Origin of the sequence: Pseudomonas sp. KUIN-1 (assembly GCF_009176725.1) — a bacterium.
GTDB classification, from domain to species: Bacteria; Pseudomonadota; Gammaproteobacteria; order Pseudomonadales; family Pseudomonadaceae; genus Aquipseudomonas; species Aquipseudomonas fragariae.
The window spans coordinates 3084264-3103957 of sequence record NZ_AP020337.1; the positions used below are offsets into that span (position 1 = coordinate 3084264).

14 protein-coding genes are annotated in these 19694 nt (G+C 59.5%); 5 read left to right on the forward strand and 9 right to left on the reverse strand.

What is annotated here, in order from left to right:
- Positions 1-57: 57 nt before the first annotated feature.
- Together macA and KUIN1_RS13620 are read left to right on the forward strand one after the other, a co-directional pair.
- On the forward strand, positions 58-1215 hold the full coding sequence (macA, locus tag KUIN1_RS13615; protein WP_011267826.1) for a macrolide transporter subunit MacA: 1158 nt from the start codon (positions 58-60) through the stop codon (positions 1213-1215).
- Positions 1216-1217: 2 nt separating this feature from the next.
- Positions 1218-3179, forward strand: coding sequence for a MacB family efflux pump subunit (locus KUIN1_RS13620; RefSeq protein WP_011267827.1), 1962 nt, complete (start codon positions 1218-1220; stop codon positions 3177-3179).
- Positions 3180-3393: 214 nt separating this feature from the next.
- On the opposite strand, the gene KUIN1_RS13625 is transcribed toward KUIN1_RS13620, so the two are convergent.
- Positions 3394-4728 (reverse strand): diaminobutyrate--2-oxoglutarate transaminase family protein, encoded by a 1335-nt coding sequence (locus KUIN1_RS13625; RefSeq protein WP_011267828.1) that lies wholly within the window; start codon positions 4726-4728, stop codon positions 3394-3396.
- Between the two features lie 276 nt (positions 4729-5004).
- On the opposite strand from KUIN1_RS13625, the gene KUIN1_RS13630 reads away from it, so the two are divergent.
- From KUIN1_RS13630 to KUIN1_RS13640, 3 genes are read left to right on the forward strand one after another with little or no spacing between them, the layout of a single operon-like run.
- Positions 5005-6435, forward strand: a complete 1431-nt coding sequence (locus KUIN1_RS13630) for an efflux transporter outer membrane subunit (protein WP_011267829.1) — start codon at positions 5005-5007, stop codon at positions 6433-6435.
- Positions 6432-7535 (forward strand): efflux RND transporter periplasmic adaptor subunit, encoded by a 1104-nt coding sequence (locus KUIN1_RS13635; RefSeq protein ID WP_011267830.1) that lies wholly within the window; start codon positions 6432-6434, stop codon positions 7533-7535. The genes KUIN1_RS13630 and KUIN1_RS13635 overlap by 4 nt, the downstream gene beginning before the upstream one ends.
- Positions 7532-10576: an efflux RND transporter permease subunit gene (locus tag KUIN1_RS13640; protein WP_011267831.1), complete on the forward strand. Its 3045-nt coding sequence runs from the start codon at positions 7532-7534 to the stop codon at positions 10574-10576. Before KUIN1_RS13635 ends, KUIN1_RS13640 begins: the two co-directional genes overlap by 4 nt.
- Before the next feature lie 70 nt (positions 10577-10646).
- Here the strand turns inward: KUIN1_RS13640 and KUIN1_RS13645 are convergent, their stop codons facing one another.
- The 8 genes from KUIN1_RS13645 to KUIN1_RS13680 form a co-directional block, all read right to left on the reverse strand.
- A complete protein-coding gene (locus KUIN1_RS13645) occupies positions 10647-11906 on the reverse strand; it encodes a vWA domain-containing protein (protein ID WP_011267832.1) in 1260 nt (419 codons plus the stop codon).
- A 55-nt stretch (positions 11907-11961) separates the two neighbouring features.
- Entirely contained in the window at positions 11962-12462 is a 501-nt protein-coding gene (locus KUIN1_RS13650; RefSeq protein WP_011267833.1) for a lipoprotein, read from the reverse strand.
- 7 nt (positions 12463-12469) lie between these two features.
- Positions 12470-13207: a lipoprotein gene (locus tag KUIN1_RS13655; protein WP_011267834.1), complete on the reverse strand. Its 738-nt coding sequence runs from the start codon at positions 13205-13207 to the stop codon at positions 12470-12472.
- A 32-nt stretch (positions 13208-13239) separates the two neighbouring features.
- Complete coding sequence (locus KUIN1_RS13660) at positions 13240-14688, reverse strand: formylglycine-generating enzyme family protein (RefSeq protein WP_162496732.1); 1449 nt, start codon at positions 14686-14688, stop codon at positions 13240-13242.
- Between the two features lie 88 nt (positions 14689-14776).
- Entirely contained in the window at positions 14777-16000 is a 1224-nt protein-coding gene (locus tag KUIN1_RS13665; RefSeq protein WP_011267836.1) for an FtsX-like permease family protein, read from the reverse strand.
- The gene (locus tag KUIN1_RS13670; protein WP_011267837.1) at positions 15984-16676 is read right to left on the reverse strand and encodes an ABC transporter ATP-binding protein; all 693 of its coding nucleotides are present in this window, start codon (positions 16674-16676) and stop codon (positions 15984-15986) included. The genes KUIN1_RS13665 and KUIN1_RS13670 overlap by 17 nt, the downstream gene beginning before the upstream one ends.
- A gap of 1 nt (position 16677) precedes the next feature.
- Positions 16678-18669, reverse strand: a complete 1992-nt coding sequence (locus tag KUIN1_RS13675) for a vWA domain-containing protein (protein WP_103377857.1) — start codon at positions 18667-18669, stop codon at positions 16678-16680.
- Positions 18666-19694 (reverse strand): hypothetical protein, encoded by a 1029-nt coding sequence (locus KUIN1_RS13680; protein ID WP_024651656.1) that lies wholly within the window; start codon positions 19692-19694, stop codon positions 18666-18668. Before KUIN1_RS13680 ends, KUIN1_RS13675 begins: the two co-directional genes overlap by 4 nt.

The window sequence follows — 19694 nt, forward strand, 5'->3', positions numbered from 1 at the left end:
TTCTTCAAGCCCGGCGGCTGATCGCCGGGTCAATCCTCAACACATTCGTGGCTTTCTATGAAAAAGTTGAAGTTTCGCAAAGTGCTCATCGTTGTCGTGTTGTTGGTTCTGGCAGCGGGTATTGCCTACAGCGTCCAGTCCCCGGAAAAGGCTCCGGAGTACCTGACTGCCAAGGTCGAACGCACCGATATCGAAAACTCGGTGCTGGCCAGCGGGGTGCTGCAGGGCATCAAGCAGGTTGACGTCGGCGCGCAGGTCTCGGGCCAGCTCAAGTCTTTGAAGGTCAATCTGGGCGACAAGGTCAAACAGGGTCAGTGGCTGGCGGAAATCGATCCCGTGGTGCTGCAGAACACGCTGCGCCAGTCGCAGGTCAACGAACAGAACCTGATCGCCCAGAAGGATGCGGCTGTCGCACAGCTCAAGGACGCCAAAGCCATTTACCAGCGCTACAAGCAACTGCGTGCGGATGATGCGATCTCGCAAAAGGACTTCGATACGGCGCAATCGGACTTCGAGGTCCGGAGTGCCAACCTGCGGTCGCTGGAAGCCCAGGTGCGCGACGCAAGAATCCAGATCGAGACCGCCAGGATCAACCTGGGCTACACCCGTATCGTCGCGCCGATCAGTGGTGATGTGGTGGGTATCGTGACGCAGGAAGGTCAGACTGTGATCGCCAGCCAACTGACACCGGTGATTCTCAAATTGGCGGATCTGGACACCATGACCGTCAAGGCTCAGGTCTCCGAGGCCGACGTGATTCATATCACCCCCGGGCAAGAGGTGTATTTCACCATCCTCGGCGATGCCGAAAAACGCTATTACGCCAAGCTGAAAGGCACGGAGCCAGCGCCGCAAAACTTCCTTGATGCGCAATCCAGCACCGCCAGCAAACCGAACAGTGCGGTGTTCTACAACGCATTGTTCGACGTCCCCAACCCTGATCACCGCCTGCGTATTTCGATGACCGCCCAAGTGCATATCGTGCGTGAAAAGGCCAAGGACGTGTTGACTGTCCCTGTTGCGGCCCTGGGCGACAAGAATGGCGACGGCAGCTTCCCGGTGCGTGTGGTGGACGCGCAGGGCCAGGCCCAGAGCCGCAATGTGCAGACCGGCATCAACAACAACGTGCGGGTCGAGATCAAGAGTGGCCTTGCCGAGGGTGACCAGGTGGTGATCGGTGAACCGTCGGCTACACCAGCAGCAGCGGGGGCCTGACCATGAGTCGAGCTCTTCTGGAACTCAACGGTGTCACCCGTCGTTTCGTCGCCGGCGAAAAGGACTTCATCGCGCTTAATGACATCAACCTCACGATCAATGCCGGCGAACTGGTTGCCATTACCGGGGCCTCGGGTTCCGGCAAGTCAACGCTGATGAACGTGCTGGGCTGTCTGGACCACCCCAACAGCGGCAGTTACAAGGTCGACGGGCGTGAAACCGGTACGCTTACCGATGATGAGCTGGCAGAGCTGCGTCGCGATCACTTCGGTTTCATTTTCCAGCGTTATCACCTGTTGCCGCACCTGGCGGCGATCCAGAATGTCGAAATGCCAGCTATCTACGCAGGCACCGGCAAGGGCATGCGCGTGGAGCGCGCGCAGAAGCTGCTCGAGCGTCTGGGCCTGTCCGGGCATCTGGAGCATCGGCCAAGCCAGTTGTCAGGCGGCCAGCAGCAGCGGGTGAGTATCGCCCGGGCCTTGATGAACGGCGGCGAGATCATTCTGGCCGACGAACCCACTGGCGCCCTCGACAGCGTGAGCGGCAAGGAGGTGATGAATATCCTCCTGGAGCTCAACAGCGCCGGACACACCGTGATTTTGGTGACTCACGACGAGAAGGTGGCAGCGCACGCCGAGCGCATCATCGAGATGCGTGACGGCGAGATCATCGCCGACCGGGTCAACACCGATCGCCCGATCATCAACGAAAAAACCACCGAGCGCCTGCCGACCAAACCCAGGCAGGGCAACCGGCTGATGGCTAACATCGGCCTGTTCCAGGAAGCTTTCGTCATGGCGTGGGTGGCGCTGATCTCGCATCGCATGCGCACGCTGCTGACCATGCTCGGGATCATCATCGGCATCACCTCGGTGGTGTCGATCGTAGCGATCGGCGAAGGGGCCAAGCGCTATGTGCTCAAGGACATCCAGGCCATCGGCAGCAATACCATCGAGGTGTTCCCAGGCAGTGACTTTGGCGACACCAAGTCCATGGATATCCAGACCCTGGCGCTGTCCGATGTGGCGGCGTTGAGCAGTGAGTACTACATCGACAGCGCCACACCGAATATCGGCCGCAACCTGCTGGTGCGCTACCGAAATATCGACGTATCGGCGACGGTGAGCGGGGTCAGCCCGAGCTACTTCCAGGTGCGTGGCACGAAGATGGGCCTGGGGGTGGGTTTCAACAAGGATGACGCCCGGCGGCAGGCACAGGTGGTGGTGATCGATCACAACACGCGGATTCGCCTGTTCGGTCCCAAGGTCGACCCGCTGGGCCAGGTGATCCTGGTGGGTAACCTGCCGTGTACGGTGATCGGCGTGACCGAGAACAAGAAAAACATCTTCGACACCAGCAAGAACCTGAATATCTGGATGCCCTACGAAACCGCCTCCGGACGCCTGCTGGGTCAGACCTACCTGGACGGCATCACCGTGCGGGTCAAGGACGGACAGCCAAGCAAGGTGGTCGAGGACAACGTCAACAAGCTGTTGCAAAAGCGGCACGGGACCAAGGACTTCTTCACCTACAACCTCGACAGCGTGATGCAAACGGTGCAGAAGACCAGTCAGTCGCTGGCCCTGTTGCTGTCGTTGATCGCGGTGATCTCGCTGGCGGTCGGCGGCATCGGGGTGATGAACATCATGCTGGTGTCGGTCACGGAACGGACGCGCGAGATCGGCATTCGCATGGCCGTCGGGGCACGCCAGTCGGATATCCGTCAGCAGTTTCTGGTGGAGGCGGTGATGGTCTGCCTGATTGGCGGGGTCATCGGCATCAGCCTGTCGTTCGTGATCGGCTATGTGTTTTCACTGCTGGTCAAGGAGTGGCAGATGGTGTTCTCCCTGGGCTCGATTGTCACTGCGTTCATCTGCTCGACATTGATCGGCATCGTGTTCGGCTTCGTACCGGCACGTAACGCGGCACAGCTCGATCCGATCGAGGCACTGGCACGGGATTGACAGGGGGATTGCAGGACAAGGATGTCCTGCCCAGTGGAGAAGGGCGCGTGCGTGCGACCGCGCACTGACAAGCGCTTGCTGCCGGTGGAGTCACAAAGATCGGCTTATTACATCCAGGCAGGAAGCCAAAGGGGGGAATGCTGCTCGCGAGACTGGCGCAGTCGACGGGTAGCTGTCGTCTGCGCCAGCCTCTCTGGCAAGCTGTTGCGAGGACTCAGCCTACCGCGCTGACACTGGAAACCCGAGCCGCGCTACTGCTCTTGAGGGACTGTTCGAAGCGGTCGAGGATCATGCCCACTTCCGACTCGGTAATGTTCAACGGTGGCAGGAAGCGCAGGACTGCACTGTTGCGTCCACCGGTCTCGATGATCATGCCGTTGTTGAAGCACTCCAGCTTGATCGCCCGCGCCCGCGCGCCATCGCCAGCCCCCGGACGTGACCCGTTGGTCGGCTTGACGATTTCCACACCGAGCATCAGGCCACGACCACGAACATCGCCGATAAACGGAAACTGCCGGGCGATGTCCTCCAGCCCGCTGTGCAACTGCTCACCCCGGCGCGTGGCATTGCCGACCAGATCGTGCTCCTTGATATGACGCATGGTCGCAGCCCCGGCCACCATTGCCACCTGGTTGCCACGGAAGGTACCTGCGTGCATGCCAGGGCCCCATGTATCCAGGTGCTCGGCATAGACGATCACTGATATCGGGTAACCGCCACCGATGGCCTTGGACAGCACCAGAATATCCGGCGTTATCCCGGAGTGTTCGATGGCAAACAGGTTGCCGGTACGTCCGAGGCCGGTTTGCACTTCGTCGATAATCAGCAAGATCCCGAGCTCATGGGTGATCTCCCGCACGGCGCGCAGCCACTCTGCCGATGCTGCGATGCAGCCGCCTTCGCCCTGGATCACTTCGACCACCACCGCAGCCGGTTTGGGCACACCGCTTTCCGGGTCACTGAGTACAGTGCGGATGTACTCGATGGAGAGGCGGTCAGTATGTTCACCATCGGTGCCGAACGGGCAGCGGAAGCGATAGGGGAAGGGCAGGAAGTGGGTGCCCTGGGCCAGCAGGCCTGCCTTGGGGTTGAGGTTGCCCATGGCCGACAACGCACCAGCGGTCATGCCGTGATAACCCCCGTGGAAAGACATCAGCGGCGAGCGCTGGGTGTAATGACGGGCCAGTTTGATTGCGGCTTCGACCGCGTCTGAGCCGCTGGGGCCGCAGAACAGGATTTTGCTGTTGTCACGCATGCTGGCAGGCAACGTTGCGAACAGTTCTTCGACGAAGGCGTGCTTGGCCGGTGTGGCCAGGTCAAGGGCCTGCTGCAGATGATCACTGTTCAGAAATTCGATCACCGCTTCACGGACCACCGGTGGGTTATGACCCAATGCAAGCGTGCCAGCGTTGGACAGGCAGTCAAGGTATTCCTGGCCGTTGGCGTCCTTGACTCGCATGCCTCTGCCGCTGACAAACAGCTGCTGGAAGGTCGCTGCGTAGGTGCGCGCATTCGACTCCAGTTTCTTGAGATTGCTTAACTCTTCCATAGTCGATCCCTTGGTGGCACAGGTACGGATTCATTGATACTCGCTTCGAGCAGAGCCCGATTCTGTAAGAACCTCAGGGTGATCGCCAACTTATCGCCGTGGGACTGTCCCCGTATTCCACGACAGACTTCCTGCGGTCTCAGGCGTTAAATGCATGCTACGAAAGGGATTTATGGCGCTGTAAGAAACCTTGCGACAACGCTCCTGATCGTCCGGATTCTTGCCCCGTTGCTTCCTTTCTCAAGACGCCACTGTTCCGGAATCTTCGAGAGCTTTATGTCTATTGGCAAACCTGCTGGCCACTTCCTGTTGTCGACGCTTCTGGTCTCATTGCTGAGTGGCTGTACATTAGGCCCGGACTACCAATTGCCTGCGGTGAAGGTTGCCAGCCAGTGGCATGCGCCGCTGCCCTATGGCGCGTCGATGGTCGGACTGCAGGATTGGTGGCAACAGTTCAATGACCCGGCACTGGCAACCCTGCTGCGTATGGCACAGGCAGACAGCCCGTCTCTCGATAAGGCTCTGGCACGCATTGCCCAGGCACGCGCGACGCTGGACGGCAGCGTTGCCGACCGGCTGCCGCAAGTGAGCGGCGGCGTGAGCAAGTCACGCGCCGGCATCAGGCAGAGCGGGGTGCGCCAGAGCGGTAAGACCTCCGGGGCAACCCTCGATGCATCCTGGGAACTGGACCTGTTCGGCAAACTGCGACGCACCGACGAGGCGTCGCGCAATCTGCTCGAAGCACGTGTCAATGACTGGCATGACGCTCGTGTATCGCTGGCCGCCGAGGTCGGTGATGACTTTGTGCAGTACCGCGGCTGCCAGATGCTGGTGAACGCTTACCGTGATCAGGCGCAATCCCAGGAACAGACCGCACGCCTGACTCGCGTGTCGTTTCAGGCCGGGTTTACCGCCGCCGCTGATTCATCGTTGAGCGACGCCAGTGCGGCATCCAGTAATGCGACCCTCATCAAACAGCAAGGCGAGTGCGATGTGCTGCTCAAGAGCCTGGTGGAGCTGACCGGCAGCAACGAGGATCAGGTACGGGAAGTGCTCAGCCATAATCCGGCGAGACTGCCGCAGCCTGCGTTGCTGGATGTTCGGGAAATACCTGCCAACCTGTTGCGCCAGCGCCCGGACCTGGCGTCCAGCGAACGCGAACTGGCCGCCGCGAATGCGAAGATCGGCGCTGCCCAGGCTGATCGTCTGCCCAGCCTGAGCCTGGTTGGCTCGTTCGAGGTGGGGACCACCACCGGAGTATTCAGCCGCGAATGGAGCCTCGGCCCGCAACTGACTGTTCCGCTGTTCGACGCAGGCAAGCGCCGGGCGGCAGTGGACTCGGCGCGGGCAGATTATGACTCGGCGCTGGCGACCTACCGGCAAACCCTGCGCACAGCGGTAATGGAGGTCGAGCAGGCGCTGGTGCGCCTGGACGCGGCGCGGCGTTCGCAAGCCAGTACGCAACGGGCCAGTGAGGGTTATGAAGCGTCGTTCCAGGCCACAGACCGCAACTGGCAGGCCGGCAATGCCAGCCTGCTGGACCGCGAAGAGGCTCGACGCTCGGCGCTGTCGGCAGAAATCGAATTGATCACCGTGCAACAAAATCAGGTTCGCTACTGGATTGCCCTGTACAAGGCCCTGGGCGGTGGATGGCAGGACAGTCGCGAAGGTTTGGCCGGTGAAACACCGAAGCGGGGCGGCGTATGAGGAAGATACACGTTTATGGGCTGCTGACGCTGGCGGTGTTGGGCGTTTCGGGCTGGCTATTGTCTGGCCGCGCAGAGCCGCCCCCGGCCGCTGCGGCGCCGCCGGCCACCAGCCTGACGGTAGAGGCAGTGCAACCGCGCCGCGAAGACTGGCCGCAGGAACGGGTGGCCAGTGGTGCGCTTGCGCCGTGGCAGGAAGCCGTGATCAGTGCAGAGACCGGAAGCTTGCGTATCGCCAGCCTGAAGGCTGATATCGGCGATCAGGTGAAGAAGGGCCAGGTTTTGGCGACCCTGGCCGATGACAGCGTGCTGGCTGAGGAAAACAAGCAGAAGTCGGCGGCCGCCCAGGCCACTGCGCAACTGCAGGAAGCCCGCTCCAATGCCAGGCGGGCGGCCTCGGTAGGTCAGAGCGGCGCCCTGTCCGAGCAGAAACTGGAAGAGTACCGGGTCAAGGTGCAGACCGCCGAAGCTGACCTGGCCTCGGCGAATGCCGATCTGCGCAGCATCCGGATCAAGCTTGCGCAGACGCGCATCGTCGCGGTGGATGACGGGATTATCTCCGGGCGCAAGGCCTTGCTTGGCGATGTGGTATCGGCGGGCAGTGAAATGTTCAGGATGATCCGCGATGGCCGCATCGAGTGGCAGGCGGAACTGGATGCCCAGCAACTGCCAGGCGTCAAGGCCGGTCAGCTCGCCCGTGTGACGCTGCCCGGTGGTATTGCGGTGCAAGGGCGCGTGCGGCTGGTCTCGCCAATGCTCGACAGCAAGACCAGCAGGGCGCTGGTCTATGTCTCCCTGCCGGTGGGGTCTGTGGCGCGCGCCGGCATGTACGCCAGCGGTCGCATCGAACTGCCGTCCAGCCCGGCGCTGACGGTTCCGGACACCAGCGTGATCCTGCGCGACGGGCGCTCTTATGTGTTTGTGCTGGGCAAGGACATGCGCGTCAGCCAACAGGTGGTCGAGGTCGGAAGACGTCGTGGATCGGCGCTGGAAATCCTCGGCGGCCTGCCAGAGCAGGCACAGATCGTCCGTAGCGGTGGGGCCTTTCTCAATGACGGGGCCAGCGTGACACTGGTCAACGCCGAGGCCCGTGTGCAATGAATATCTCCGCGCTGTCGATTCGTTACCCGGTCCCGGCGGTCATGCTGTTTTTACTGCTGACCCTGTTTGGTTTCCTCGGGTTCGAGCGCCTCGGTATTCAGGACTTTCCCGATACCGATCTGCCTGCAGTGGTCATCAGTGCCTCGCTGGAAGGGGCCGCCCCCGAACAACTGGAAACCGAAGTCGCGCGCAAGCTCGAAGACAAGCTGACCTCGTTGCGCCTGCTCAAGCATGTCACCACGCAAATTACCGAAGGCAGCGTCCTCATCAATGTCATCTTCGACATCGACAAGGATGGCAACGAAGCCCTCAACGAAGTACGCAATGCGGTGGACAGCGCTGCGGCTGAATTGCCCGCCAACCTCGACACGCCATCGGTAACCCGCCTGACCACCAATACCACGGCGTTGCTGACCTATGTGGTCGATGCGCCACGGATGGACGAAGAAGCGTTGTCATGGTTTGTCGACAATGAGTTGAGCAAGCAGCTGCTGACCGTACGTGGTGTCGCAAAGATCAGCCGCGTGGGCGGTGTGGACCGCGAAGTCCAGGTTGACCTTGATCCGGCGTTAATGGCCGGCCTGGGTCTGAGTGTGACCGACATCGCGGATCGGTTGCGGGCGATGCAGAAAGACAATTCCGGCGGCCAGGGCGATCTGGGCAGCGGTCAACAGGCGCTGCGTGTCCTGGGCGGCATTGACGACCCGGCGGCGCTGGGCGCCATCCGCATTCCCGTTAGCGATGGACGAATGCTCGCAGTGCAGCAACTGGCAACCGTGCGTGACACCCATGCCGAGCGCAACACCCTGGCGTATCGCGACGGCAAACCGGTGATTGGCTTTCAGGTCATCCGCTCCCTGGGTTTTTCCGACGTCGGCGTGACCAGGGATTTGCGTCAGGCAGTCAATGAGTTCGCCATACAACACCCTGATGTGCGTATCGAAGAGGCGAGTAATGCCGTCGAGCCGGTGATGGAAAACTATCGTGGCTCTATGGCGCTGCTCTACGAAGGGATGTTACTGGCGGTTTTGGTGGTCTGGTGGTTCCTGCGTGACTGGCGGGCGACGATTATCGTGGCCACGGCACTGCCTTTGTCGATCATACCGACCTTCGGCGTGATGTATTTTGCCGGCTTTAGCCTCAATACCGTTTCGCTGTTGGCGCTGGCGCTGGTAATCGGCATTCTGGTCGACGATGCCATTGTTGAGGTCGAAAACATTGCGCGACACCTGCGCATGGGCAAAACCCCGCGACAGGCCGCGATTGAGGCGTCCGACGAGATCGGCCTTGCGGTATTGGCAACCACCGTGACCCTGGTCGCGGTATTCCTGCCGACCGCTTTCATGGGCGGGATTTCCGGCAAACTGTTTCGCCAGTTCGGTGTGACGGCCAGCGCTGCGTTGATGTTTTCGTTGCTGGTCGCCCGTCTTCTGACGCCGATGATGGCGGCGTATTTACTCAAGCCACGTCCGCATGGCGAGCATGACAGCGGTTTGATGAGACGTTATCTGGGCTGGATTCACACCAGCCTGAGCCGCCGCAAGACCACCATGGCCATTGTTGGTGCTTTGTTTATCGGCTCGCTGGCGCTGATCCCGTTGCTGCCGACCAGCTTTCTGCCTGCCCAGGACATTGCCAGCAGCACCGTCAGCCTGGAACTGCCGCCCGGCAGCAGTCTGGCTCAGACCGGTGAGGTTGCCTTGCAGGCTGAAAAGCGTTTACGCGCGATTCCTGAAGTGGCCCACGTGTTCATCGCGGCCGGCAGCGGCGAAACGGGCGGTGCAGGTGATCGCGATGCGAAACTGACCGTCGATTTGCTGCCGCGTGACCAGCGCGCACTGAAACAATCCCAGGTGGAAGCGAGCATGCGTGAAAGTCTGCGCAGCTTGCCTGGTGTGCGGGTGACGGTCGGCGGTGACGCCAGCGGCGAACGGCTGGACATCGTCCTTGCCAGCGATGATGGCGATTTGCTGGAGCGGACTGCCGCCGCGCTTGAACCGCAGTTACGCCAGATAAAAGGCATCGGCAACGTCACCTCAAGTGCTGCGGTACAACGGCCGGAAATCCAGATGCGCCCGGATGTTGTCCGCGCGGCAGAGCAGGGCATCAGTAGCCAGGACATCGCCGACACTCTGCGCATGGCCACCTATGGCGAATACAGCTCGTCCCTGGGCAAGATCAATCTGTCCCAGCGCCAGGTCAATGTGCGGGTGCGCATGCAGCCGCAAGTGCGCACCGATCTGCAAAGCCTCGGTCAGTTAAGGGTCACCGGGCGTGATGGCCAGATAGCACTGGCGTCGCTGGGCGAGCTCAGCATGGGCAGCGGCCCCGCGCAGATTGATCGTATCGATCGCTTGCGCAATATCACGCTGTCCATCGAACTCAATGGCAGCAACCTGGGCGAAGTGATGGAGCAGGCCAGGCAGTTGCCGGTCATGCAGAACCTGCCAGCGCAAGTAAAACTGGTGGAGCAGGGCGAGTTGCAGTTGATGAGCGAGTTGTTTGGCAACTTCAGCCTGGCGATGGCCGTCGGCGTGTTCTGTATATACGCGGTACTGGTGCTGTTGTTCCATGACTTTATGCAGCCGCTGACAATCCTCTCGGCGCTGCCTCTATCGTTGGGCGGCGCACTGTTGGCACTGTTGATCGGCGGGATGAGTTTTTCCATGGCGTCGGTCATCGGTTTGCTGATGCTGATGGGGATCGTGACCAAGAACTCGATCCTGCTGGTGGAATACGCAATCATGGCCCGCCGTGCACCGACCGTGAGCCGCTATGACGCGTTGATCGACGCCTGCCACAAACGCGCCCGGCCGATCCTGATGACCACCATCGCAATGGGCGCGGGCATGTTGCCGACCGCACTGGGATGGGGTGGCGAATCAGGCTTCCGCCAGCCGATGGCGGTGGTCGTCATCGGCGGACTATTGGCCTCGACCGTACTAAGCCTGTTGGTAGTGCCCGTTATCTTTACTTATGTCGATGATGGTCATGAGGCATTCAAAAGATGGTTTAGCAGGCCTCGCCAGACTCAAGATTAGAAGGGGGCGGGTCAAGGTGACACGCGCACGAGTCCTGATCGAGCGCGCGCGCCTCGGGTGCATGGCCATATCACTCGCCGGGGATTTTTTTCTCTGTACACGCGGGGGCCGCTGCGACTTCTTCCATGGCTTCGCGCAGCATCCTTTGTACCTCTCCCGCTTCGCGCGCGGCATATACACGGCCACCGGTATTTTCAGCGATACAGTTTGAAAGCTTGCTATCGCTGATATTGACAACATTGATCCGCAATCTTGGCTGCTGACGGGCGATACGGGCGGACACCTCGCAAGCGTTTTGCCCACAACCGTCCTCGCCATCGACAAACATGACCACCAAGGCATCTTTAAAACGCCCGTCCACCAGACTTGCCGACTTGATAAGGCTGGCGACTAATGGCGTACCCCCGTCCGCGCTGAGTTTTCCAACCCCGGCCAGCAATTGCTGACGCGCATCACGCTGGAACACGCCTTGATCGACCGTGCCCTCACAGCCTTGAAAAGTGATCAAGCGTGTATCAATGTCTGGGTGCAGTTGCCCGAGCATCGCGCCAAAGGCTTGCTTGGCGACAGTCAGGCGAGTCGGTTCAGCAAGCACGCGAGCTTTTCTCGGGTTGTCGGCGGGAAGCGCGCCACCGACCTGATACATCCAGGCCTCGTCTTCAGAAGACGTATCGATGTTCAGATTCATCGAGCCGGAAGTATCCAGCACCACGGCAAAGTCAGGGGCGGGCACACCCTGTGTGCATGAGTAATTACCCATAGGGGCCGTATTGAACACGTTCCACACGCTCCCGCGCCATGCCCATAGCAGCCACAGTAGTATCAACAGTAACGGCAGTAATAGCAGCAAAACCGGAATACGCAGCCACCATCGCCTTGATGCCGGGCTGGCGAGTGATGACACTGGTAATGTCGACGGGATTGCAGGGGCCACTGGCTGCGCCATACCCCAGCGGATGACTACAGGCTCGTCATTGAGACTATAAAGGTTGTTCAGCGCAGGGGCGCCGACAAGCGTACGAAGACTATTGGCCTCATCAGCTCTATCGCGCGCCTGCAGCTCATCCGCCAACTGCACAATGGCTTGCTGGCGCTGCAGGTAGCGTGCGAGCAACGCCTGTTGCGCGCCAGCGTCGAGGCTGTGATACGGCAAGTGCTGACCGCCTAGTTCAGACCACCATTGCAGCGTGCCGTCGGTACCCGCACGCGGAATGGCAAACAGCCTGGACACGCTGGGCGGAAAGTGGCGACGCAGCAACGCAACCTTGCTCTCCAGTGTGTTCAGCAGCTCGGCAGGGTGGGACGTGGCGTCGATAGTGATGCGTTGCATGGGACCGGTCCCGGATCAGATAAGGCCCCATGGGGCCTCTGAAGATATTTACGCTTTATTCGTAACCCAGACTTAGCTGCAGTCTGGAAACCTTCTGCTGCAGCGCTTTGAGTTCCTGCTGGCGTGCCTCGACCACTGCCGGGTCGGTACTGGCGACAGCCTTTTTCTTGTCGGCCATCTGTTTTTCAAGATCTGCGATCTGTTGTTGCACCTGCGCCTTGTCGGCATGCCGGGCCTTGAGCTGGCTCAAGAGCTTGCTCATTGAACTGTCCAGCGTCGCCTGTTGCCTTTGTTGCTCGGCAAGGCTCTTGCTGGTCGACTGTCGTTGCTCTTGCAGGGCGTTGTACACGTCGCGAAAGGAGGCGTTTTCAGCGCGTGCATCGGTCAGCTCCTGTTCGCGTATGCGGACCTGATCGCTGTAACCACCGGAATGATCGCAGTTCATCTTGGTGATCAGGCTCGCCTCGGCGTTGTTTGAATCACAGCTGCCGGGTTGAGTGGCACAACCGGCCATAAGCAACAGGGCCGAGCTGGCAATCAGTGCTCTAATATTCATGTTCAGTTCAACCCAATGTGATGGCTTGGCGCTGGCTGTAAAGGCCGTCCACTTCTTTTTGCAAAGACGCGACCTTGCTGTTCATTTTGCTGATCTCGCCGTCGATAGCAGTGACCTGTGTGCCGCCACTATTGGCGCGCTCAAGGTCAGCGGTCTTCTTGTATTCAGCTACTTTGGAGCGCATGCCGGTCAGGTCTTTATTCATCTGAGCCAGGTTGCTGTCGACACTGGCGATCTCTTGCTGAGCCTTGGCTTTGTCCAGTGTCTTGGTTTTGATGGATTTCTGAATACCGGCGATGCGCTCTTTGTCGTCGTTGATGACCTGCTGCAGCGTGTAAGTACGCTGGGCAACTTTTTCGGTGTCGGCTTTTACATCGTCACTCATCAGCTGCAGGCGCTGGGTGGTGTCGGAGTACTTGCTGCGCCGGTAGTCATAGTAATAGTTCGCCCCCATGGCGACGCCGCAAGCAGCGATACCCGCCACAACCATGCATTTCACCTTGTCGCTGGGACTCGCAACGGCACAGGCCAGAATACCTACGCCTGCAGCAGCGGCGCAGGCGGTAAGGCCTGAAGTAGAGAAAAATGACGAATCGGTACTTTTGGTCAGACGTGGATCAGGGGCAGTGCCTGAGCCGAGCAGGCTGCTGCCGGTGCCGTTGTTGGCGCAACCGGCCAGCACCAGACTGACGGAGATGATCAGGCCCAACATGGCCCTCGGCAGATGACGACGTACATGTTCCATACTGTTGCTCCTTGATTAATCCTGACGACGAATTACTGGACTGCCTTACAGCGGTTCAGCCATGCATCGGTGTCTATTTTCTGGGTTTTCAGAAAAGCCTGCTGATTGACCCAATGGGTCTGCAGGTAGGGCTTGAGCTCTTTGAGCTGCTCGTTGCGACTGATGATTTCGCCCATGACCGGTATTTGCTGCGCCAGCAAAGGCTCTCCGTAGAGGGTGGCAGAATCTACCAGACTGCTTGCGTAGTACCGGCTGAGCTTGTGCAGTCGGTCTTTTTGTTCGTCGAGCTTGCTTTTACGCATCGGGCAACTGGCATCCTGCTCTGCAGCCGAGCAATTGAGCTCGTAGTTTTTCTGCAGAAAGTCGAGGTATTTGCCATCGTCGAGCATTTTCGTGCACAAAAAGGCACCAAGATTCAGGCTCGCGCGAATTGCCTGATCGCGAGTTTCCTCCTGTTGCTGATTACTCGCGCGCAGCTGGTTTTCCAACGCTTTGAGCTTTTCTTTCAAGGCTTCGTCGGATACACCCGAGGCCAACGTCCCAAGCGTTTGCACGGCATTCTTGTCCTCGGTTTGGCCAGCCTCTCCACTGCCGGTGCCAAGCTTTTTCCAACTGCTCTCGATGCTGCTGACACGCTCGCGGGAGGTCAACGTGCTGGACGCCAATGCCAGGCGTACGCCAGTGGTTTTGCTGGTGGCTGCGGCTTTCGCGTCATAGTAGTTGCGCTCTTTGCGCAGCGAACTGCGCAGCTCGCCTTGCGCTGTGCGGTAATCACCGCCGCGCACCACATAACCGCCAGCCTGGCCATGTTGGCGGTCAAGCTTGTTCAGTCGGAACGGCTCGAACATCATCTCGTCGACATTGCCAAGCATGTCGTGCAGACCAAGCGGGTTCGGCTTGAGCAAACCGGCCAGTTGCAGCTGGCCATTGGAGGATTGCGTCCCGGCGAACCATTCGTAGGCGTTTAAGCCTTCCGGCATCGGGTACCGCAGGTCACGAAACTCCGCAGTACTGACGCTCAAGCCTCCGCGCGCCGCAAACTCCCACTCGACCTCAGTCGGCAAGCGTAAAAACCCAGCTAGACCATCTTCTTTCGGCAGTTTGTCTGCGGAATTTTCGCGTAGCCAGACATTGTATTTATCGGCGGCGTCCATAGCCTGTATCCAGCTCAACGAGACTATGGGCAAGCGCTGCTTGTTCGACGGTGTCGGACATTCTGCCTGTGTCAGTGCGCTGTATTGCAGCGCAGTCATCTCGTACTTCGCCAACAGGTAGTAACGTGATTTAGCGTCTTTTTCGTTAGTGAAGCTGCCCGCAATAAAGGCCGGACGAGTCTGTTCTACGTAGCCATATTCGGCGTTATCGCCACCGATATTGATTGGATAATCATCAAGCGGACCGGCCAGCGGGATAAAGACCTTGCGAAAGACCATGGCGCCATCACACGGCATAGGCAGCACTACGTCTTCAGCGTCAGGCATCGGGTTGTAGAGTTTCTCATCCCAAGTCGCGGCAAACGTCTGAAAACAGATCAGGGTGAAGGGTAGAAAGAGCACCTGGCCCCAGTATTTAGAGTTCACGCAGACTCTCCGCAGGTTGAATTCGGATGGCTCGGGTGGCACCTGCCAGCGCGACCAGCGCTGGAACCACTAACGCAAGCGCCAGTGCGGCAAGGCCGTGCAAGGGGGTAATCTGGCAAATGAAACCGCCGGTGATGCGCTGGCCGCCCAGCAGGTGATTGAACGCCTCACTGCCGGCAAAGTAGAAACCCAGTCCTCCCAGGTAGCCAACCACGGCCAGCAGCAATGCCTGCAGAACCAGATAACCCGCCACTGCGGGCGCTGTGAACCCCATCAGCCGCAGCAATGCGAGGCTGCGGCGTTTGCGATCAATGTTGGCTAGGAAGGCACCTATAAGCGAAGCGATACAGCCCAACAAAGCGGCCCCGGCGATAACCCCGAAGATCACGCCGAGCACATGATTGATGGCTTTTACATTGTCGATATCGGCCAGCCGGCTTCCTGTTTCGATATGTTGAGCATTCAACCAGCGCTCCAGTGGCGCGACGCTGTCGATATCACGGGCGTACAAACGAGCGCGGGCGTAGCGGGGCGTCATATGCTCGTCTGCCTGGCCGTTGGCGGCGCCCAATGCAGAAATTGCAAAACCGTCGCGAAAACGCTCCAGTTGCAGCAATAGGTCGGGATGAGCAAACGCAGCAGGTCTCGAAAAACTGGCTGCCGGCAGAATATCGATCAGGGTCAGGGTAGCCTCGCCCCGCTCGGATACTCCATCGAGGCGCCGCTGAACGACCAGCCGCAGAGTGTCACCGGTGGCCAATGTCAGTCGTCTGGCAGCTGCTTCGCTGAGAATGACCTGGTCAGGCAAAAGCGCGCTGGCATGCTTACCCAGCAACGGATCGCCGAGCCCCGTTGGCAGGATTTCCGCATTGTCGACAAAGCGACCACCGCTGCCGATGAGGTCGGCCTGGGTGTTAAGCGAGCGAGTCATCCCAAGGGCAAAGCCGGTTTCGGGTCGCTGCTGAAGGCTACTGAGCCACTGTTCGTCGTAGTTGCCACTGCTGAGCAACTTGATTTCCAGGTTGCGCGGGTCGCGCAACAGTTCTGCCTGCAACTGGCCGACCACGCCGTGTTTGAGCCCGAACAGCAGTAACAGCGGGGCGATGACGGCGACCAGCGAAGCCGCAATGCATAGCGACACTTTGCGGTCATGCCACAAGTCTGCAATGGCCAGGTTTGCCAGAAGGCCGAGGCGCTCAAAGGGACGTTTCAAAACGCGTCACTCCAGGCAGGCTGACGGCATTCAAACGGGTGATGCCAAAGCTGTTCACCAGTTGCCAATCGTGCGAAACAATAAGAGCACTCAAACCCAGCTCAGCGACCAGGCCCAATAACAACTCGAACAGCTGCCGAGCGTTATGTGGATCCAGGGCAGCTGTAGGTTCGTCGGCGAGTATCAGGCGCGGCTGATGGGCAATGGCGCGCACGCAGGCCACGCGTTGACGTTCGCCGATAGACAGAGCCTGGGGAAATTGGTCCAGCAACGTCTCCAGGTGCAGCGCAGCAATGGCTCTTTCAACGTGATCACTTTTGCTGGCCAGCCCCAGTAGCCGACGGGGCAGGTTGATGTTGTCCCGGGCGTTGAGAAACGGCAGCAGTCCGCCGCTTTGCAGAACAAAGCCCAATGATCGCGCTCTTACATCAGCCAGTGCAGGTTGATCATCAGCCTTAAGCAAAGCTGCGATGTCCATACCATCAAGGCAATAGTGCGCGACGCTTTCAGGCGCCAACAGCAAACCAAGAGCCTCAAGCAGGGTGCTCTTGCCGCACCCACTTTCGCCGGTAATCGCCACGACCTGCCCACGAGTCAGACTCAGCTCGGGCAGCTGTACCCGATGTGCCTGTACGCCGCTCCCTCGCTGCACATTCAGTCCTTTGATCTGGAGCATGTCAGGGCATCATTTCCAGTGGCACCGGATAAACATTGTCACGGGCATCACTACCCTCGGCCAACGGCACCCAGCGGTCCACATCTGCGTTGTATACCTGGTAATGGCGCAGCTTGGTCGACAGGGTACGGATGAATTTCTCCTGAGCGAGACCATCCCAGCTTTTCCAGGTTTCTTCATCGAGGTTGAGGACTTCACTGTGGTACGGCAAATCGTCCAGATATTCCCCCAACACACCCAGTTCCGAGAGCTTGGCAGTACCGTCCTGCTTGAGCTGATTGGGATCTGTACCCATCGTGGCGGCGACCGAGCGTAACCGCTCGAACATTTCGCTTGGGGAGATCAGGCCTTCGTTGGCGGCATCAAGGATTTTCTTGAGCACATCACTGAGGTCGCTGAGCTGTGATTTGGTCAGCAAAACCCGCACATCGGTAGTGGGGACGTTCTGCTTGATCGGGTCGCGGTCGGCGATCCACGCCTGAAAAACCGGTGGTGCCTGGCTGCCGGTCTTTTCTCCGAGATAGGCCAAGCGCATGGCATGACCAATCAGAGCAGCATCATCGAGCATTTTCTGCTCGGCAGGCGCAGCCTTGGAGTTCAATGCACTTCCAATAGCGTCGTCGCCCATGTAGGCGGCTTTGACCTGACCGGTGATTGCGCTGGCCAGCGCGTCGACCTTGCTGCCAAAGGCATCCAGATCACCTGCATCAACCGGGTAATAAAGCGAGGTGTTGGTGCCCGTGTAAGTGGACAACGCCTGATACTGCGCCTCTGCCTTGGCGTGGTCCTTGGCACCTGCCGCCGTTTTCAGGTGCAGGGTGTAAATGGCGACGCCCGGGTTGCTGGCTTCGATCCGTACCTGCTCCGCGTTCAGCCCGGTCCCGGACAGCTTGTCATCGCCATCCAGAGCGCCGGCATCGGTGATCAATACCACATAGCGCGCACCGAATGGGCTCCAGTCGACCTTGTCGATGGCTTGCATGACACCGGCGTAGGAGTCTTCATTGAAGCTCTTGCTCGACACTTTGGCCTGTTTCAGGTCCGCGGCTTTGGCAAGGAAATCCGCACCGTCTTTTACGGTGTTGGGGTCGGCATACATCTTGGTCACGTATTCCAGCCCTGGCACAGCCTGGGTACTGGAACGAAATGCCACCAGACCGAACTTCACCTGCCGCCCGAGATTTTCCTTGGCAATCTGCGCGTATACCTTGCTGATCGCTTCTCGGGTCCGTTCGATGTACGGATCCATGGAAATAGTCGAGTCAATCACGAACACCACCGCGGCACTGAACTCTTTGAGCTGGCTGGTAGCGTTTGCCGCGGCCTGGCCCTGGTTCTGGCCCTGAGTCGTTCCGGTCTGCGCTTGTTGAGCAGCTAAAGCTGCATCGGCCTTACTTACTGAAGCCACATTCAGGATGCGAGTGCGAAAACCCGCTTCGGTCATGACTTCTTCGCCGCTGAGAACCGGCAGCAAATAAAACTGCTTCTGCATGTCGATGAAGTATTCCGGCTCCTGGGCCAGTACACCCGGCGCCGGCGCGCTTTGTTTGAGCTTGGCGCGTAACGGTGCGACAAGGCTCACCGGGTCTGGCGCGTCCAGAATGCTCTCAAGCGTTTTGCGTTCTTTGAAAAACATCAGCCGGTCGCGGTTGGCCGGGTTGGTGAACGCCAGGGTGAGCTGCATTTTCCAGTCGACGGTGCACGATGCTGGTAGCCATCCTGAGGTTTTACCAAAGCTGTCCGGCCCCACTTTGATCCACTCGGCATTGCCTGCATTGGCATGCTCGTAGACATAGAAACGACTAAAGGGAGGCTGCTCGGCACCGGCAGGGCCGCCAGCGGCTGCACTCATGTGGCAACCCGGAGTCGTCAGCACGCGCTGGAACAGAGTCTTTTTACCTTCCTGCAACAACGGTTTGTCGGCCGCCGAGGCCCAGCCGGCCCCCAGGCACGCGCAGGCTATGAGGGTCAGTGAAAAATTGCGCACTGTCACGGCTTGAGCTCCTTCAGGCGCTGAGCGGCTTCTGCGTTGTCTGCCTGATAGCCCAGAATGGTTTCGTACCAGTAAGCGGCAGTGGCGTTGTCAGGGGCGGTGAAACAAGCGCTGGGTTGCAGGTATTTAGGGTCGTACTCCCGCGCATAGGCCTGGGCCACTTCGACGTTGCCGGCCTGGGCGCGATTCGCGTAAAGGCGCTGGGCGACACCGCACTGCTTGTTGTTTTTGGCCAGACCGATGACGTTCAACAGGGTTGCGCTATCAGGCGCCTGCTTGATGCAGCCTTGAACAAAACTCAACTCGTTTTCGCTGTTTAACGCTTCTACGCTGCAGGGCGCAGCGGCAGCGGGAGCCACAACCGCAGGAGTTGTCATCGCAACGGCGGGCGCTGGCTCGGGGGCAGGTGCTTTTTTGAGCCAGAACCACAGGCCCGCCGCGATGATAGCGAGCAATGCCAGACCGATAATCAGCAGCAATACCTTGCGGTTTTGGGTCTCGGGCGCCGGTGTCGGAGTGACTGGCTCGACAACCGGGTCCGGCAATGCCGGCTCGGCTGGTTCAGGCAATGGCGACGAAGCAGGGTCCGCTACCGGAAGCACTGTTTGTGACGCCGCGGCGAGGCTGACGGTGGTTTGCGCGGCGCCGGGTCCAGTAGCACTACCCGCGCCGGACAGGGCCAGACCTTCCATCAGCTTCATCGGATTATCGTCTTCGCCGCTGCCATCTGGGTTGCGCAAACGAAAATTGAATACCCCGGTTGCCGAATTCTGCAGAAGTGGGTCGACAATATCCGGACCTACCTCATGGCTAATCGAATCGCCTTGAGCGTCTTCCACAAAATGCTGGGCGAACCAGCAGGGCGCATTGGCCCATTGCTGGTTGTGCTGCAGGTAGTAGTCGTCCTGGTTGCGCTGGATAGCAAATTCCAGATTGCCTGCATCATGCTCCCAGCCACGTACCTGGAGAAAGCCACAGCCGGGAACCGGACTTGCCAGCGGTGAGAGTTTGATTGTGATGGACAT

What these genes read in the sequence shown, in the direction of transcription:
- macA (WP_011267826.1), top strand. Translation starts at nt 58, where the DNA reads ATGAAAAAGTTGAAGTTTCGCAAAGTGCTCATCGTTGTCGTGTTGTTG.
- KUIN1_RS13620 (WP_011267827.1), top strand. Translation starts at nt 1,218, where the DNA reads ATGAGTCGAGCTCTTCTGGAACTCAACGGTGTCACCCGTCGTTTCGTC.
- KUIN1_RS13625 (WP_011267828.1), bottom strand. Translation starts at nt 4,728, where the DNA reads ATGGAAGAGTTAAGCAATCTCAAGAAACTGGAGTCGAATGCGCGCACC.
- KUIN1_RS13630 (WP_011267829.1), top strand. Translation starts at nt 5,005, where the DNA reads ATGTCTATTGGCAAACCTGCTGGCCACTTCCTGTTGTCGACGCTTCTG.
- KUIN1_RS13635 (WP_011267830.1), top strand. Translation starts at nt 6,432, where the DNA reads ATGAGGAAGATACACGTTTATGGGCTGCTGACGCTGGCGGTGTTGGGC.
- KUIN1_RS13640 (WP_011267831.1), top strand. Translation starts at nt 7,532, where the DNA reads ATGAATATCTCCGCGCTGTCGATTCGTTACCCGGTCCCGGCGGTCATG.
- KUIN1_RS13645 (WP_011267832.1), bottom strand. Translation starts at nt 11,906, where the DNA reads ATGCAACGCATCACTATCGACGCCACGTCCCACCCTGCCGAGCTGCTG.
- KUIN1_RS13650 (WP_011267833.1), bottom strand. Translation starts at nt 12,462, where the DNA reads ATGAATATTAGAGCACTGATTGCCAGCTCGGCCCTGTTGCTTATGGCC.
- KUIN1_RS13655 (WP_011267834.1), bottom strand. Translation starts at nt 13,207, where the DNA reads ATGGAACATGTACGTCGTCATCTGCCGAGGGCCATGTTGGGCCTGATC.
- KUIN1_RS13660 (WP_162496732.1), bottom strand. Translation starts at nt 14,688, where the DNA reads ATGCCTGACGCTGAAGACGTAGTGCTGCCTATGCCGTGTGATGGCGCC.
- KUIN1_RS13670 (WP_011267837.1), bottom strand. Translation starts at nt 16,676, where the DNA reads ATGCTCCAGATCAAAGGACTGAATGTGCAGCGAGGGAGCGGCGTACAG.
- KUIN1_RS13680 (WP_024651656.1), bottom strand. Translation starts at nt 19,694, where the DNA reads ATGTCCATCACAATCAAACTCTCACCGCTGGCAAGTCCGGTTCCCGGC.